This window comes from Rheinheimera soli, from assembly GCF_031457405.1.
In the GTDB taxonomy this organism is placed as follows: Bacteria; Pseudomonadota; Gammaproteobacteria; order Enterobacterales; family Alteromonadaceae; genus Pararheinheimera; species Pararheinheimera soli_A.
Genome location: NZ_JAVDWR010000023.1, coordinates 1 through 15783, shown reverse-complemented (window position 1 = coordinate 15783; position 15783 = coordinate 1). Strand labels below are relative to the sequence as shown.

General features: G+C 45.9%; 16 protein-coding genes. 6 read left to right on the top strand and 10 right to left on the bottom strand.

Annotation, left to right across the window (positions count from 1 at the left end; translation table 11 throughout):
- The first annotated feature begins 83 nt into the window (after positions 1 to 83).
- Positions 84 to 926 carry a 23S rRNA (adenine(2030)-N(6))-methyltransferase RlmJ gene (locus J2W69_RS18880; protein ID WP_310281417.1) on the top strand — a complete coding sequence of 281 codons (843 nt, stop codon included), beginning with the start codon at positions 84 to 86 and terminating at the stop codon, positions 924 to 926.
- 11 nt (positions 927 to 937) lie between these two features.
- Positions 938 to 1723: a S1/P1 nuclease gene (locus tag J2W69_RS18875; RefSeq protein ID WP_310281415.1), complete on the top strand. Its 786-nt coding sequence runs from the start codon at positions 938 to 940 to the stop codon at positions 1721 to 1723.
- 2 nt (positions 1724 to 1725) lie between these two features.
- On the opposite strand, the gene J2W69_RS18870 is transcribed toward J2W69_RS18875, so the two are convergent.
- Positions 1726 to 3276 carry a hypothetical protein gene (locus tag J2W69_RS18870; RefSeq protein WP_310281413.1) on the bottom strand — a complete coding sequence of 517 codons (1551 nt, stop codon included), beginning with the start codon at positions 3274 to 3276 and terminating at the stop codon, positions 1726 to 1728.
- Between the two features lie 139 nt (positions 3277 to 3415).
- Complete coding sequence (locus J2W69_RS18865; protein WP_310281411.1) at positions 3416 to 3748, bottom strand: DUF440 family protein; 333 nt, start codon at positions 3746 to 3748, stop codon at positions 3416 to 3418.
- Between the two features lie 155 nt (positions 3749 to 3903).
- Here J2W69_RS18865 and J2W69_RS18860 point away from each other — a divergent pair, with 155 nt between their 5' ends.
- A complete protein-coding gene (locus J2W69_RS18860; protein WP_310281409.1) occupies positions 3904 to 4290 on the top strand; it encodes a VOC family protein in 387 nt (128 codons plus the stop codon).
- Positions 4291 to 4309: 19 nt separating this feature from the next.
- Positions 4310 to 5119 (top strand): 23S rRNA (guanine(745)-N(1))-methyltransferase, encoded by an 810-nt coding sequence (gene rlmA / locus J2W69_RS18855; protein WP_310281407.1) that lies wholly within the window; start codon positions 4310 to 4312, stop codon positions 5117 to 5119.
- Positions 5120 to 5337: 218 nt separating this feature from the next.
- Here the strand turns inward: rlmA and J2W69_RS18850 are convergent, their stop codons facing one another.
- The 7 genes from J2W69_RS18850 to J2W69_RS18820 all read right to left on the bottom strand — a co-directional run bounded on the left by J2W69_RS18850 (position 5338) and on the right by J2W69_RS18820 (position 10991).
- A complete protein-coding gene (locus J2W69_RS18850; RefSeq protein WP_310281405.1) occupies positions 5338 to 6807 on the bottom strand; it encodes a hypothetical protein in 1470 nt (489 codons plus the stop codon).
- A gap of 79 nt (positions 6808 to 6886) precedes the next feature.
- Positions 6887 to 8104 (bottom strand): serine hydrolase domain-containing protein, encoded by a 1218-nt coding sequence (locus J2W69_RS18845; RefSeq protein ID WP_310281403.1) that lies wholly within the window; start codon positions 8102 to 8104, stop codon positions 6887 to 6889.
- 4 nt (positions 8105 to 8108) lie between these two features.
- Positions 8109 to 8612, bottom strand: coding sequence for a gamma-glutamylcyclotransferase family protein (locus J2W69_RS18840; RefSeq protein ID WP_310281401.1), 504 nt, complete (start codon positions 8610 to 8612; stop codon positions 8109 to 8111).
- The gene (locus tag J2W69_RS18835; protein WP_310281399.1) at positions 8609 to 9115 is read right to left on the bottom strand and encodes a M48 metallopeptidase family protein; all 507 of its coding nucleotides are present in this window, start codon (positions 9113 to 9115) and stop codon (positions 8609 to 8611) included. The genes J2W69_RS18840 and J2W69_RS18835 overlap by 4 nt, the downstream gene beginning before the upstream one ends.
- A gap of 67 nt (positions 9116 to 9182) precedes the next feature.
- The gene (locus J2W69_RS18830; protein WP_310281397.1) at positions 9183 to 9749 is read right to left on the bottom strand and encodes a hypothetical protein; all 567 of its coding nucleotides are present in this window, start codon (positions 9747 to 9749) and stop codon (positions 9183 to 9185) included.
- Positions 9742 to 10311: an RNA polymerase sigma factor gene (locus J2W69_RS18825; RefSeq protein ID WP_310281395.1), complete on the bottom strand. Its 570-nt coding sequence runs from the start codon at positions 10309 to 10311 to the stop codon at positions 9742 to 9744. Before J2W69_RS18825 ends, J2W69_RS18830 begins: the two co-directional genes overlap by 8 nt.
- Positions 10312 to 10364: 53 nt before the next feature.
- Entirely contained in the window at positions 10365 to 10991 is a 627-nt protein-coding gene (locus J2W69_RS18820; RefSeq protein ID WP_310281394.1) for an energy transducer TonB, read from the bottom strand.
- A gap of 62 nt (positions 10992 to 11053) precedes the next feature.
- Here J2W69_RS18820 and J2W69_RS18815 point away from each other — a divergent pair, with 62 nt between their 5' ends.
- Complete coding sequence (locus J2W69_RS18815; RefSeq protein WP_310281393.1) at positions 11054 to 11575, top strand: SixA phosphatase family protein; 522 nt, start codon at positions 11054 to 11056, stop codon at positions 11573 to 11575.
- Between the two features lie 123 nt (positions 11576 to 11698).
- The gene (locus J2W69_RS18810; RefSeq protein ID WP_310281391.1) at positions 11699 to 13921 is read left to right on the top strand and encodes a GspE/PulE family protein; all 2223 of its coding nucleotides are present in this window, start codon (positions 11699 to 11701) and stop codon (positions 13919 to 13921) included.
- 36 nt (positions 13922 to 13957) lie between these two features.
- Here J2W69_RS18810 and J2W69_RS18805 read toward each other — a convergent pair whose 3' ends face one another.
- Positions 13958 to 15526 (bottom strand): methyl-accepting chemotaxis protein, encoded by a 1569-nt coding sequence (locus J2W69_RS18805; protein WP_310281388.1) that lies wholly within the window; start codon positions 15524 to 15526, stop codon positions 13958 to 13960.
- Positions 15527 to 15783 lie beyond the last annotated feature (257 nt).

Below are 15783 nucleotides of genomic sequence, written 5' to 3'. Positions count from 1 at the left end.
TCTGCTCTGGCGCAGTATGCTGGCGCCTTGTGCCGCTATTACTGCGAAAAACACTGAAACATTACCGTTAAAAGAGTCTTCTTATGCTGAGTTATCGTCATAGTTATCATGCAGGCAATCACGCTGATGTGATTAAACATCTGGTGCAAATTTGCATTCTGAATTACTTAAAACGCAAAGATAAGCCGTTTTGCTATCACGATACTCATGCCGGAGCAGGTTTATACAGCCTGCACAGTGAACAGGCACAAAAAACTGCGGAATACCAGACAGGTATTGGCAAACTCTGGAACTATCAGGGCAGCAATGCCGATATCAAAGCCTATGTGGATACCATCAGGCGGGTGAACGATAGCGACGACTTAGCTTTTTATCCGGGTTCACCAAAAATTGCCGATTTGCTGTGTCGTGCTACAGACACCATCCAGGCCACTGAATTACACCCAAGTGATCAGCCTATTCTGGCCAGCCAGTTTCAGCGTCGTAAGTTTTGTCGTATTGAAAAAATGGATGCCTGGGCTGGCTTACGCGCTATGTTGCCGCCTTTATCCAAACGTGGCTTAGTGCTGATTGACCCGCCTTATGAATTAAAAACTGAATATCAGGATCTGGTCAAAGGCCTGCAACAAGCCTACCAGCGCTTTCCACAAGGTACTTATGCTATCTGGTATCCGGTGATAGAACGCCAGGCGGTTGAAAGCTTTATTGATGCCCTGGTGGATACACAAATTCGTAATCAGCTGCGGATAGAATATAGCCCTTTGCCGGATAACGAAGGTTTTGGTATGACAGGCAGCGGCATGCTGGTAATTAACCCGCCTTTTACGCTGAAACAGGATATGGAAAATTGCTTACAAGAGCTGGCACCTTTGCTTTCACAAAGCCCGGCGGCGCAGTGGCAAGTCACTCAACTGGTCGATGAATAAGGAAAGACCCAATGCGTACTCTGGTTTTAGCTCTGGCGTTGTTTTGCAGCCCTGTATTTGCTTTTGGTGAACTAGGTCATCAAATGGTGTGCTCTATCGCCTATCAGTTGTTAAGCCCGGTCAGCCAGAATAAAGTGCAACAATTGATGCAGTTACATGACCAGCCCGATTTTACCCAAGCCTGCTCCTGGCCGGATCAGGTGCGCTCCTTACCAGAGTATCAGCACACCAAAGTCTGGCATTACGTCAATATCAAACGTTCTGATAGCAAATTGACCATGCAACACTGCCCTGCTGAAGGTTGTGTATTGTCTGCCATTGAGCAAGAGCGGAAAAAGCTGACGCCTTTTGCGCCGTCAAAAACTCAGTTAGAAGCCTTGTTGTTTGTAGGGCACTTTATCGCTGATTTGCATCAGCCTTTGCATGCAGGTTATGCCGATGATCTGGGCGGCAACAGAACTGCGGTGTATTTTGCCGGCGAGCCGTCAAATTTACATGGGGTCTGGGACAGCCGTTTACTTGAAGCCGCCTCTTATCAGGATGATGCGAAGCAACAGGCTTTGTATCAGGCGCTGCTGGCCAAACAACAGCAATGGCAAAGTGTCAGTGTTTTGGACTGGGCGAACGAGTCGGTCTTGCTGGTGAAGCTGATTTATCAGGGCTATAAACCCGGTATGCTTATAGGCGAAAGTTATCAGCACCAGCATCTGCCTCAGCTGGAACAACGGTTGCAGCAAGCTGCTGTGCGTCTGGCATTAGTGCTGGAGCAAAGTTTTAATCCAGCTGACGCTGATTAACATCAGCGGCGGTTAAAGTCGTCCAGCACAAAGCTTTTAAATCGGCTCAGTTTTAATTGGCGGAGCAAATTGGCCAGATGCTCCTGATGGTTCAAGTAGCTGGGTTCAGCCAGATAAGCCTGGTAATACATTTTTACCGCAGGTCGCAAATCGCCGTCTTTTTCGTGCCTTAAGCCCATTTGAGCATAGATCTGGCCTCTGTCTTGTGCGCTATACATCAGGTAAAACGCCTGCTGATGCACAGAACCGGCATAGACTTTATGCATACTGTGTGGCAACAGATTCAGAGCTTTATTGCCTAAATACATCAAATCAAAAGCCGCGTTCATTTTGCCCAGACTGGCCATTAAAGTTGCGCCCTGACACAAGCTGGCCACAGACATCTGCATTGCGGCTAAATGCTGCTTCTGTTTTTCTAAAAACACAATAGCGGCTTCATTGCCTTCGGCCTGAGCCAGCAAACTGCCCTGCAACCAGATAATATCAGCCGCAAACTGGCTGGCTTCTTTATCTGTGATCAACTGGCGGAAGCATTGCTGCAACATCACCTGATTGGGTGTCGGATTTTGCTCTGCACCAGCTTGCGCCATCAGATACAACAACAACTTGCACAAAGTCACAGTTAAAACACAAAATTGATAACCACTGCCCGCCAGTCGCCTTTTGCGTTCTATCAGTTCAATGGCTTGCTCTGCTTTATCCGACATCATCAGCACCAGTTGCACTAACTGAGTCAGTTGAGTTGACATAGCGGCGGGCGGAATTTTTAATGCGATATGAAGCGCCGCTGCGTAGTCTTCGTTTTCTAACGCCAGATAAATTTGCCAGACTTCTTTTCTTTCCTGATAACGTGGCAGCTCTTCAGCATTGGCTAAAAAGTTGTGGCAAGACTCCAGCTCACCTTGTTCATAATCCAATAAAAATTGCAGCCACAAAGCCCAGTCTTGTTGTTTGGCACAAGCCGATTTAATCACGGCTGAGGCGGCATCATACACCCCCACTTCCAGCAAAATTTCAGCTTTTAGTTGCAGCACTGCAACAGGAGTGTCAGCCCCGGCTTTTTGTTGTAATTCATTAATCAGCTTAAAAGCATCAACATAACGGCGCTTATGGATCAGCGGCAGAACCTGATCCATAAAGGCCTTTAAGCGCACATGCAGTTTTAACTGCTCGTCGATATGAAATTTATTGCAGGGCCTGTCGAGAAAATCAACCTGATGGAAAGGATAATCCATCCCATACTTTTGCCGTTCAGGAGCAGTAGACAACACGACCAGACGACACAATGGGCTGACGATATTTTTGTGCAGCAACAGCTCAATCAGATCGGTGCCGGATATCGAAGGCTCAACATCATAATCGAGAAAAATTACATCGTAAGCAGTTGAGGTTTCACCGCCAAGCAAAGGCAACACAGTCCGACTTAGTTCGGTTTTTTTGATCCCAAGGCCGGTCAGTATTTGTTTGAACTGATGACCAGAGGCGGGATCAGACTCAATCACTAATACATTGAGATCAAATAACTTACTAAAATCAAATCGGGTCAGACTCAAGCTTTTGCCTCATTTTCTTATCGATCAAGGATCGTTCGACAAACACTTATTGAGTGTAGGCGTAAGCTGGCTGAGCGCAAAAGGAAAATTCAGAAAAAATGGTATTAAATCTGATGCTTGGCTAATTTTTTAACCCGATTTAGTCCTGTCCGCGCCAGCGGGCATGACATAAAGTTTCAAATTTTTCTTTTGACAATAAAATTCTGGCCAAAACTATTTCTGCAACCGCATTCACATCAGCCAAACCAATGCGGGCCTCCACATGCAGTTCAGGGTCAATATCCATGGCAATCATATCCACCCAGTCATCGGTGGCAGGCACTAAATCCACATAAGCAGATGCTGCTGCATGTTGTTGATACAACACATAATCTTCTGCCGATAAGTTCTCTTCTGCTAACTCTTCAAAAATCGCAAAAGCGTGATCACACAACTCATCCAAAGACCAGAGTTCCAGTTCTGCACCAGACATTTTTTTCTCCACACAGACAAAATAAAGACCGCAGTATAACAACAGCCATCCTCAGCTGCCCAGCAACTCAACCCTAAAAAGCCAATATTTGCTGGTATCCACTGCTTCGGATCGGTAGCATAGCGCCACTTTTTCTTCAGTCCGGAGCAAGGGTTATGAAACAAAGTTTAGGTTTAATCAGCCTGTTAGTGGCTGACTATGACGAAGCCATAGAGTTTTACACGCAAAAACTGGGTTTTGAATTAGTGGAAGACAGCCCACAAGGTGAAAAAAGGTGGGTGGTAGTGCGGCCCCAGGGCGCAGCAGGAACTGCTATTTTGTTAGCTAAAGCCAGCAATGAGCAACAAAAGCAACAAATTGGCAATCAATGTGGTGGCCGGGTATTCCTGTTTTTAAACACAGACGATTTCTGGCGTGATCACAAACAAATGCAACAACAAGGCGTAAAGTTTCTCGAAACACCCCGCGAGGAAGCTTATGGTACTGTGGCTGTGTTTGAAGACTTGTACGGTACCCGCTGGGACTTGTTGCAACTGAATTAACTGAGTGACCGGAGTTGTTATGTACCTTTGCCCGCTTTGCCAACAGAGCCTGACTCAACACCACAACAGTTTTGCTTGTGCTCAGGGCCATAGTTTTGATCTGGCCAAAGAGGGTTATTTGCATTTACTGCCAGTCCAACAAAAGAACTCCAAAGTGCCGGGCGATTCAGCACTGATGATGCAATGCCGCCGTGATTTCTTAAATGCTGGTTATTATCAGTTGTTGTCCGATGCGGTGAACCAAACTTTTGCTTCTGTATTAGCACAACAACCTGTGCTGCTGGATTTAGGTTGCGGTGAAGGTTATTACAGCAACAGGCTGATGCAGGCTCTGGCAGACAAAGAAGCCACTATGTATGGTGTGGATATCGCAAAAACCGCCATTAAAAAGGCGGCAAAAGCCTACCCTGCTATTCACTTTTGTGTTGCCAGTGCCTGGCATCTGCCTTTTGCCGATCAGAGTTTTGATGCAGCACTTAAACTTTGTGCGCCTTGCGAGCCGGAAGAACTGGCGCGGGTATTAAAAACTGAAGGAGCTCTGCTGACAGTCACACCAGCACCAGAACATTTAGTGGAGATCAAACAGCAGGTCTACAGCTCTGTGCGCCTGCACAGCGATGCAATTGAAACTATCCCGGGTTTTGTGCATCAACAACGGCAGGAATTAAAACAGCAACTGACTGATGTACCTGCAGACATGGTACTGAACCTGCTGGAAATGACACCTTTGGCCTGGAAGTTCAAACCCGAACAAAAGCAGCAATTTGCTCAAAGCTCACCTCAAATCAGCCTGAATTTTTATCTGGACTTGTATCGAAAAAATCATTGAAACATGGGCCAAGCAGAAAGGTAAAACACCCCCTGTGCTTTTAATCTGTTAAATCGATAGAGGCTATTGAATTAAAGCGTTATATACCAACCGCCTTCATCTTTATGCTACGCAGACTTTAAGCTGTTTAGCGCAAGCGGTTTCACTCATCTCCCAGAACCGCTATTTTTCGCCCGGCTCTGTAGCCGGGCTTTTTTTATTTCACTGACAAGGCCATATCAATTCTGAATAGTGGTCACTCTGTTCCATAAATTCTGATTTTTACTGTAGGAAAAATACTCGTCCGGAAACCAGCATTTGGGGATTAATTCCATATTTTTACGTTCTTCAAAATTGGATACCAGCTTACTCAGAATTTCTAATAAACGCTCTTCGCTCATTTTTTCCAGCTTTTTCCGCGCCGTTGGAAAATACAAATTGTTATCCACACTGATCACCACATTAGTGCCTGTGTTACTGAACGCCATACTGCGTGTCACGACACGGCATATGGGCATATCAGTGGCAGGCGGATACAAAGATACAACCAGTGCATATTCGTATCTGTCTAAATCGCGTTTGTCTGAATCTTTTGGAATATAAGTGACACCATAACCCTGAGGAAAGAGGCCGGTAATTTTAATCAGCGAATCAACAGCAGCTTTATGGTAATAACCTCGCTCTACACCACTTTGCAGCACAAGAGCAGCTTTAGGTAAAGACTCATAGCTGTGGTTTAACTTAGTCGACAATACAACAGAGGTATAAATTTGCGGAATTTTCAGTAAGTTACCTACGCCACCTTCGGGTTTAATAGCGTTTTTAAGCAAGGTATAGACAAAATTCAGCTTGTCTTGTTCGTTTTGATTAAACAGCTCCCGCTCTTCTTTTGAATTCCCGACATAACGGTCACAGGCCAGGCCTTTAGTGACATAACTTAAAGTTTCCTGATAGTTGATCTTCAAAAGTGCGACGCGGTTTTCATCATCCAACACCCGAAACTCATCCAGATCGCCATCTGCACCTTTGAGAATAGCCAAAGCATCCGGATGGTAGGTGCCTATGTCCTGCAGTATCGCCGCCATCAATAAAGGTAGCTGCACATCATCACGGAAAGGTGAATAGTCGGCTTTATAAGCTGCCTCTGAGTTATCCCGCATCTCTTTAACAGCACGCATCTTGCCCAGCACATAGTTATTGTTCAGCTCGTTATCCAGCAACAAGCGGTCGAGTAAACGCAAACTTAAAATGCCTTTGTACAGATGTTTAAACTTCTGGTTCACTGCGGCGACATATTTGCCGTTGCTTGGCGCTAACAGTTGAATAGTGCCCAAAAACTTCGACGACATCTGGACTGTCTCGTCAAAGTTTTCGCCTTCGGTTAACTGCAATACTGATATACACACAGCTTTTAAGGCTCTGTACCGCTCTACCCTGCTGTCATCAAGCATACGCATATAAAGTTTTAACGCAGACTGAGCTTCGGCCAATTGCTTTTGTTCACTGGAAGACAGATCAGTTTTTTTTTCCAGCTTGCGTACTTGCAATTGTAATTGCTGAAGTTTTTCATCTTGCTGCTTCGCATGACGAAAATAATCAGTCGCCACTTCATAGACTGAATCATTCAGCGCTGTGGCATCGTGGACTTTGCTCAGGATAGTTTTTACGGTTTTACTATACGAAGACTGACTTATGGTTCCCATCGACATATCGGGCATCTATCCTTTTCAGCGGGCCACTTTGTTTGTACCAAAGGTGAGTATAGCAGTCCTTTGCATCTGTCCAGTGTTAGTCTGCCAATAACGGCACCTGCCACTCAACGTCAGATTCCATCTCCATTTCCCATTCTTGCTGCATTTGGGCTGCAATACGTTTTTGGGTCTGCGGTTTAACACCCAGTAAATTGGACCAGAACCAGGTGGATAAATCCCCCACCAGATTGGTTTCAGCGTTAATCAGCACGACCAATCCTACACCTTTTTCTTTGGAATAGGCCATTTCAGTACGATAACCTTTCACCCAGCCACCGTGATAAAAGACTTCATTACCACCAAAGTTAAAAATACGCACACCTAAACCATAATGCGAAGTGGTGACGTACTGGCCCCAGGTGCGGCCACCTAAATCATCAGCCACTTTAATTCTTTTGCTGCGCACATCCTGCAGCATAGCCGGGCTGAGCACCGCCGGGTAATGACCTAACTGCGCTATCAGCCATTGACTCATATCCATGACGCTGGCATTGACACCTGCGGCAGGACTGACCCGGTAATAGCTTGGATTTACTTTTGCTTCAGCCCAGCCTTTTTTCATTCTGACATGAGGCATAGCCCGGTTTTTGGAGGCTAAAAATGCAGAGTAACCCACTGAGGCTGTTGGCATTTTTAATGGTTTAAACAGTTTTTGTTCCATCAGGCTTTCAAAGCTGCTGCCTGTGGTTTTTTCCATAACAGGCCGGATCAGGCTGAACAACACATTCTGATAACCATAACATTTGCCTGGCGCACAACGAGGGTTTAAATACCGAAACTTAGGTAAAATCTGGGCTGGCGTCTGGTTGGCTTCAATCAGATCATCATAGGTATTAGGCACTAAACCTGCACTTTGTGATAATAAGTGTTCCACTTTCAAAGCACCGGTATGGCTTGGGCTTTTAAAAGAAAAAGCCGGCACATAGCGGGTGACAGGATCATCCAGCTTAAAATGGCCCTGATGCACCAGCAAAGACGACAGCTGACCAGTAAAGGTTTTAGAAACTGAAGCCAGCCGGAATACGGTATAGGCATCTATATTCGATTTAGTGTCTATATTTCGCACTCCATAAGCACCTACTTTTACAACTCTGTTGTCTTTGACAATAGCGTAAGCAGCACCTGGAATATTGTTCTTTTTTAGCGTCTGGCGGAAATGCCAGTCAAAGTTGGTAGCCAGTTTATCAACATCAGCTGCCAGTAACTGGGGGGAAAGGACGAGGAATGCGCCCACCAGTAATTGGATTAATTTCAAAGTGTCAGTCCTCAGACAAAGGGCTTGCCTTTGTTTTAGTGCCGGTATTGGCCTGTAAGTTATGATAAGTCGTTAACATCGACGGTATCAGCTGTGTAATTAAATGCGCTATATGGCTTTCACTGACCTGTTGCAAAGACCATTCTCCGGTCAGATAAGGCTGCAAGGCTGGCCCTACTGTATAACACCAGGCGTCTATCCATAGACCCAAAGATTGTACTCTTACCTTCTCGCGCAGGTATAAACCAGAGTCCAGCTCTTCAAAAAAATCCAGCTTTTCCAGTTCTTCAGGCAATACCCCCAAAAGCACCTTTCCATGCTGCAAATGCCCGGGACAATGAGCTAAGGCAGGCACAGGCGTATTAGCATGTTGCTGGCTTAAACCATACCTTTTGTAATCAGGCAGGCTGGCGTCTTGCACCACATAGTCTTTGCCTGTAATAGCAAAAACGACTTGGGGTAACATCAACAAACCATACACAAAAACTGCATCACCATCAGGCTTCATACCGCTTTCCCTTCCAGCTGTCTCAAAGTTAAAAACAGACGTAAATCGAATTCCAATTGATGATACTGGGGTTCCATATGCTGACACAATTGATAAAAGGCTTTGTTATGATCTTTTTCCCGCAAATGTGCCAGTTCGTGCACCACAACCATTTTTAGCAGAGCAAAAGGCAGTTGTTTAAAAAAAGCAGAAATACGGATTTCCTGTTTCGCTTTCAGTTTGCCGCCTTGCACCCTGCTGACAAAACTATGCAAACCTAAGCTGTTGTCCAGATGAATTTTTCCATCAAAACAGACCTTACTGACAGGTGGACTGGACTTAACAAAACGTTGTTTCAGCTCCTGAGTAAACTGATACAAAGTTTTGTCATTCTGAATATCATGCGACATCTGTGGATAGCGGGTTGCCAGCACTTCAGCCAGACGCCCCTGTGCAATCAGCGACTGCACCTGCGTTCGCACAGCTTCGGGATAAGAGGTCAGAAAAGTTAACTGGGGTTCCACTAAGCATCATCCACAACTAAAACGATGCTTAGTGTAAAAAATAAAAGCCCTGCCGTGAACCTTTCTTTTAACTATTGCACTGCAGAGCCGCTTTGCCAGAGATGATTGCCAGAATTTGCCCCTGCTGACCCGTTTTCAGCTCTACCCATTGTCCGGCATGCCATGGCAGGTCCTTTTGTAGTTCCAGTGCCAGTTGCTGATCAATTTTCACCAATAGCTGGTCACAGACTTCTACTTGCCAGTGCTGACCACTAAAACTGAGTTGACCAACCAGACTTTTACTTTGCTCAAGTTGGTGACGGGCTTGCTGATACTGCTGGTACCGTTGCTGATAAGCCGTTTGCTGTGGCGACGTCTCGTTTTTTGCCAGACTGTGCAACTGCACCTGATGGTAGTTCACATCCGACTGCAACACGATTTGGTAATAGGCTGGTTGCCACCAGATTTGTTGCGCTAACCAAATTAAAGCCACAGAAGCCGCCAGTCCCTGTACTGCAGGCCATAAGGATTTCCAGTTAGTTTTACGCTGCTCAGGCTTGAGCTGTAACAACTGTTGCCTGAGTTGTTCAGGCATAGGCTGCTCAGTTTTACTTTGCTGATACAACTGTTGTAGTTTTTCATCCAGCTTATTCATCGTGCTCTCCAAGCTGTTTTGCCAACGCCTGCCGTGCATAACGAAGACGACTTTTAACGGTTTCAGCTTCTGCTTTGGTGATCTGCGCTATTTGCAGCACGCTGAATCCTTCCAGTTGCAGCAATAAAGTTTCGCGTTGCAATAACGGCAGCCGCTCTAATAAATGCTGCAACTTCAGTTCACTTTGCTGCTGCTCCACTGCTGCAGCCGGGCTGTTATAGTCCGATGCTAAGTCTTCGCTGATTTCATAGACCCAGCGTTTTTGTTTTCTGAATTCATCCAGTAGCAAATGACGGCCTATAGCAAACAACCAGGTTTTAAAACTGCTGTGTCCGGCAAACTGTTGTTTTTGCTCCATGACCTTTAACCAGCTTTGCTGACTCAGATCAGCGGCCAGTGCCGCATCACTTTGCTTTAGTAAAAAGTGATACAAATCATCACCATAACATTGGATCAGTTGGGCAAGGTAAGCAGGATTGTCCGTTTGAATATAACCTTGCATCAGCCGCTGAGGGTCAGACTCTGGCAGAGCCCCACTTCGATTAAACCAGGATAGCAGCATCCCTTACTCCTCTTTCGGCCAAGCCAGCACCACAGAAGTGCTGGCTTTGAGTTTTATGCTTTATCCAGACTAAAATCCAGCTGAACTTGCAAATTACGTTGTACCACAGCTTTGCCATTGCTCATCTGAGGTTGATATTTCCATGAGCGTAAGGCTTTTACCGCTTCCCGGTCAAAAATACGCTTGGGTTCAGCGTCCAGCACTTCAACATCAATCACTGCGCCTGTGACATCGATGGAAAAACTTAATTTAACCCAGCCTTCTATGCCATTTTTAGCTGCCTCTGCCGGGTATCTGGGGTCAATACGGACCATAGCAGTGGCTGTTTTATCCATCTGGATAAATTCACTTGATCCACCTAAATCCAGACTCGGCAATACAGGTTCCACAGACAACTCCAACAAAGGCCCTGAGTCTCCTGTCGTTTCTCCCGCCATAGATTCTGGTCTTGCCACAGGTTTTTGTGGCTCCGGCAAAGTTCGTATTATGGTGTTGGCCGGACTGTCTTTTCTCGGTTCGTGCAGTTCATGCTCAATAGCTGTGGGGCCTGGTCGGATAGAAACTCTGTCAGCTCCTATTAACTGCTGCATCAAAGCAAACAATAAAAAAGTGATCAGTAAAGCCGGTATAGCGGCTGCCATCAATTTTGCTCTGTCTGTGCTGGTATCCATAGTATTCATCTGGCATTCTCCTGTTGTTTTTCAGTTAGACGAAACAGCAGAGAAAAAGGGGTTAAGCCGTGATGAAAAAAGTAATAGCTGTAGCTGCAGTCACAGTATTAAGCAGTTTTGTGTTCAGGCTGCAGGCAGCGCCCGCTGAAATTTATCTGGTGCGCCATGCCGAAAAAGTGAAATCTGCGAATAAAGACCCGGAGTTAAGTGCTTGTGGTCTGGCCCAGGCTCAAGCTATGGCTGTACTGATCCCTGCAACTTTGACCAGCATTTACCACAGTGGTTATCAAAGAACCCAACAAACAGCAGAGCAAATACGGCTTAACCAGCCAACAGCCTCAGTCAAAGCGTATGACGCGCGGGATTTAGCAGCCCTTGCCAAAGCCATCCAACAACAAAACAGCCCGGTACTGGTAGTAGGCCATAGCAATACCACGCCAGAACTTATTCATCTGCTGAGCCAGTTAACGCCGCCGCAAATCGGCGAGCAGGACTACGGCGTGGTTTATCAGTTAAAGCAGTCTGAGCAAGGCTACCAGTTGCTTAGTTTTGCCATTTCACAACCCGCCATTTGCCAGGCGAAAACTATTTAAATCACACTCTAGGATCAAACACTTAGCTACAGCGCCTCAGGGCAAAAAAAATCCCCTATGCTAGACTGAACATAGTAAAAATTTTCCTTTCTTTGGCAAGCTACAGTCTGGTGCAGGGGTTTTATGGCGTTTTATCAGAAGTTGTTAGAGCTGTTCCAGTCCATCCATAACTCAGAGCGTTTTCTGGATGTCTTTCCAGAGCTGGAAGCACAAATACTGCAGCTTTTTTCGGCTGAACGTATCACCATTTATCAGCGCAGTTATCACAGTCAGGATATTTATTCGCGCTTTAAAACCGGCTCAGAACTGACGGAAATACGGGTGCCTATAGGCCCACAATCTATCGCAGGTTTTGTTGCTTTAAGTAAAAAATCAGTGCTAATCAAAGACGCTTATGATGAGCAGGAACTGCAACAGATCCATCCTAAGCTGAATTTTGCCCGGCAGTTTGACCAGAAATCCGGTTTTCGCACTAAATCTGTGCTTGCCGTGCCTATTACCGAACAAAATGTGTTGTTAGGGGTGATCCAACTGATCAATGCCAAAAATTCTGCAGCTTTCAGTCAGGAAGACTCTGATAAAGCCACTCAGCTGGCGCAATTACTGGGGCAGAAATTCCGCTATGAATTAGGCGCCACCCGTGGGCCTTTTGATTATTTGCAGCATCGCAATTTAATTTCCGCCAGTCAGTTGCAGCAATTAAACCTGCCGACACAGGATTTTGCCACCCAAGTAAATAAAATCCTCTCGGATTATAAAGTCAGTAAAGAGCAACTGGGTTTATCACTGGAGGCTTTTTATCAGGTTAGTTTTATTGGTTTTGAACCGGAAAAATATCAGCTACATGCACTAAACGCCAAACTGAACCGCTCTTATCTATTGAAAAACCATCTGGTGATCCTCGAAGATCAAACAGGCAAAGTGGTGATAGTGCTGACGAACCCCAACCATGCCGACACCCTGATGGAAGTGGAACGAGCCACAGGCTTACTGAGCTACGATATCTATGTGGCCTTGCCTGATGATATTGACCATTACATCAAAGGTCAGCAAGAAGATAACTTAACTGAACTGGGCGATTTATTAAATGAAGCCGATGACGACCTGACGCTGGAGACTCTGCAACAGGAAGACGAAGGTATTTCTGAAGAAACCCCTGTGGTGGTTAAGCTGGTGAACAGGGTGCTCATGGACGCTCAGCGTCTGAATGCTTCAGATATTCATATTGAATCCGGCAAAGGGAAAAGCTCCTGCCGGGTACGTTTGCGGGTAGATGGTGAGTGCCGTGAACTGATCCAAATCCCGCCAGCTTTTATGCCGCCAGTAGTATCCCGGATCAAAATTATGGCCAGACTGGATATAGCCGAAAAACGCCTGCCACAGGACGGGAAATTCAGCGTGAAGCTGGCCAGTAAAGTTATCGAAGTGAGGGTTGCGACTTTGCCGACAGTATTTGGTGAAGGCGTGGTGATGCGGATTTTAGCCAGTGGTGAAGCTTTGCCCTTTGACAAGCTGCAACTGAGTCCCCGTAACTATCAGATGATGTCGCAAATGATTAAACACCCTCATGGCGTGTTACTGGTCGTCGGCCCCACAGGTTCAGGCAAAACCACGACTTTGCATGCCATCTTAGGCCGGCTGAATACCACAGATAAAAAAATATGGACTGCTGAAGATCCGGTGGAAATCACCCAGCCAGGTTTGCAGCAAGTACAAATGAATAATAAGTCGGGTTTAACTTTTGCTGTCGCACTACGGGCTTTTTTAAGGGCAGACCCTGATATTATTTTAATAGGTGAAATGCGTGACAAAGAAACGGCTCATGCTGGTATCGAAGCTTCGCTGACCGGACACTTAGTATTATCCACACTACATACGAACTCAGCCCCTGAAACCATAACCCGTCTGATTGATATTGGTATAGATCCTATCAACTTTGCAGATGCCTGTATTGGTATTCTGGCGCAGCGGCTGGTCCGCACTTTATGTGGCAAATGCAAAGAAGCTTATCAACCCGGGCAAATTGAACTGGATTATCTACAGCGGCATTATGGTTTGGCTTTTGCACCTGAACTGGAGCTAAAAACTCCGCTGACACTCTACAGAGCCAAAGGCTGTCCAGCCTGTGAACAAACAGGCTATAAAGGCAGGGTTGGTGTGCATGAGCTGTTGCCTATCACTTCTAAGGTTCGCCAGCTGATTTATCACAAAGCCAGCATAGAGCAAATTCAGCAGCAGGCTATAGGTGATGGGATGCGTACTTTAGTGCAGGATGGCATTTTAAAGGTGTTGTCTGGTATGACAGATTTTAAGCAGTTGCAGGCCATTTCGGTATTTGAAGACTAAAGCCGGTTCCCCGGCTTTAGTTGTTGGTCCTACAAGTTAAACTTTGCGGAAACGCTCCACCAGCTCATGCAATTGCTCAGAGGTGTTTTGTAAATCTTTACCACTTTTGCTGACAGCCGTACCCTGACTTAGTGAGGTAGCGGCAAGATCCGAGATACTGACAATTTGCCGGTTAATATCTTCAGCCACATGAGCCTGCTCTTCTACAGCGGCCGCCATTTGTCCCGCCATAGCGGCAATACTGCTGACCGCCACACTAATACCTTCCAGCACCTTCTCAGTCTGAGCGACCTGAGTCACTCCAAGCTCAGCATCTTTGCGACCATTTTCAGCGACCAGCACTGAAGCTTTGGCTTTGGTCGACAGCTGCTGAATAATGTCATAAATCTCTTTGGTTGATGCGGTAGTACGAGACGCCAGCAGCCGCACTTCATCAGCGACCACGGCAAAACCCCGGCCTTGTTCACCAGCCCGTGCAGCTTCAATAGCAGCGTTTAATGCCAGCAAGTTAGTTTGCTCTGCGATCTGCTCAATAATTTGTGCAGCACCCACAATTTTGTTGGTTTGCTCAGCCAAATCTGCCACTGACTGACTGATATCATTGACTGTTTTTTGTAACTGTTGCATGGCTCCACGGGTCTGTGCCGCCACAGTTGATCCAGAACGGGCTAAAGCGTCGGCGTCGTCGGCTTTACTGGCCGTGTCCTGCACATGACATGAAACTTCAGCAATAGTAGTGGTCATTTGATTCATCGCAGTCGCTACTTGCTCTGTTTGCATCTGCTGCTTTCGAATACTGTCAGCAGCATCGACAGATAAACTTCGTACCTGATCAGACTGCACAGCCACTTTTGTCGACGCATCTTCAATCCGGGTTAATACAGTATTTAAATGAGCAGACTCTGCCAACAGAGCCACTTCCAGCTGTCCTAACCTGCCCTGATGTTTTGCATAGGAGGCCACAGCCAAAGGGTCGGTAAAAGCTGTGGGCAATAAATCAACCAGCCCCGACAAGGATTGTTTTAAACGATAGACACCCAGGCTATAACTTAATAACGCAGTGACAACAAAAGCAATGGCAGCAGCTACCGGGCCCAAAGCCCACCATAACAGCAATGAGACAAGTACGGCCAACAAGGGCAGCAGTGCCCAACGTAAATCAGCGGCTACATCTGAAGCTGCTTTTGCAGTATTTTTCCCGGCATTAATAGCTTTATACAACTGCTCTGCATGAGCCACCTGAGCCCTGCTTGGCACAGTACGTACCGATTCATAACCTACGACCCGACCATGTTCTGTAACAGGAGTGACGTAAGCATTGACCCAATAATAATCTCCATTTTTACAGCGGTTTTTTACCAGTCCCATCCAGGGTTTGCCTTGCTGTAAATAGCCCCACATGGTTTGAAATGCGGCTTCAGGCATATCAGGGTGCCTGACAATATTATGAGGTTTACCCACTAATTCTTCTTTGCTAAAGCCGCTGATCGAAGCAAAAGCATCGTTACAATGCAAAATGGTGCCTTTGATATCTGTAGAGGAAATAAGCTGTTGCTCTTTGGGAAAAGTACGTTCTTTTTCGGTAACAGGTAGGTTCTTACGCATTGGTGACACTCTCCATAGTGGACCACAACAGGTTAAAATCAACAGGGTATGGATTGGATTGAATAGAGGAATATGAAAATACTGATAAAAAGTTAGCAGTAGATCCACTGCATAGATAGGACAAGCTTTAAAAAACGCACAAAATCACTACAAAAAAACTCAAAAAATTGAGAGTGTAAAAAAATCTGTGTAAGTGGCATTCTACCTAACTCCTTGGAAGGGATAAAGAATGCCAATTACAGACCAATTACTGGATC

Excerpts from the sequence above, each read along its gene's own strand:
- J2W69_RS18860 (WP_310281409.1), top strand. The coding sequence starts at position 3,904 with ATGAAACAAAGTTTAGGTTTAATCAGCCTGTTAGTGGCTGACTATGAC.
- J2W69_RS18840 (WP_310281401.1), bottom strand. The coding sequence starts at position 8,612 with ATGAAGCCTGATGGTGATGCAGTTTTTGTGTATGGTTTGTTGATGTTA.
- rlmA (WP_310281407.1), top strand. The coding sequence starts at position 4,310 with ATGTACCTTTGCCCGCTTTGCCAACAGAGCCTGACTCAACACCACAAC.
- J2W69_RS18805 (WP_310281388.1), bottom strand. The coding sequence starts at position 15,526 with ATGCGTAAGAACCTACCTGTTACCGAAAAAGAACGTACTTTTCCCAAA.
- J2W69_RS18850 (WP_310281405.1), bottom strand. The coding sequence starts at position 6,807 with ATGTCGATGGGAACCATAAGTCAGTCTTCGTATAGTAAAACCGTAAAA.
- J2W69_RS18875 (WP_310281415.1), top strand. The coding sequence starts at position 938 with ATGCGTACTCTGGTTTTAGCTCTGGCGTTGTTTTGCAGCCCTGTATTT.
- J2W69_RS18880 (WP_310281417.1), top strand. The coding sequence starts at position 84 with ATGCTGAGTTATCGTCATAGTTATCATGCAGGCAATCACGCTGATGTG.
- J2W69_RS18810 (WP_310281391.1), top strand. The coding sequence starts at position 11,699 with ATGGCGTTTTATCAGAAGTTGTTAGAGCTGTTCCAGTCCATCCATAAC.
- J2W69_RS18830 (WP_310281397.1), bottom strand. The coding sequence starts at position 9,749 with ATGAATAAGCTGGATGAAAAACTACAACAGTTGTATCAGCAAAGTAAA.
- J2W69_RS18820 (WP_310281394.1), bottom strand. The coding sequence starts at position 10,991 with ATGAATACTATGGATACCAGCACAGACAGAGCAAAATTGATGGCAGCC.
- J2W69_RS18815 (WP_310281393.1), top strand. The coding sequence starts at position 11,054 with ATGAAAAAAGTAATAGCTGTAGCTGCAGTCACAGTATTAAGCAGTTTT.
- J2W69_RS18825 (WP_310281395.1), bottom strand. The coding sequence starts at position 10,311 with ATGCTGCTATCCTGGTTTAATCGAAGTGGGGCTCTGCCAGAGTCTGAC.
- J2W69_RS18865 (WP_310281411.1), bottom strand. The coding sequence starts at position 3,748 with ATGTCTGGTGCAGAACTGGAACTCTGGTCTTTGGATGAGTTGTGTGAT.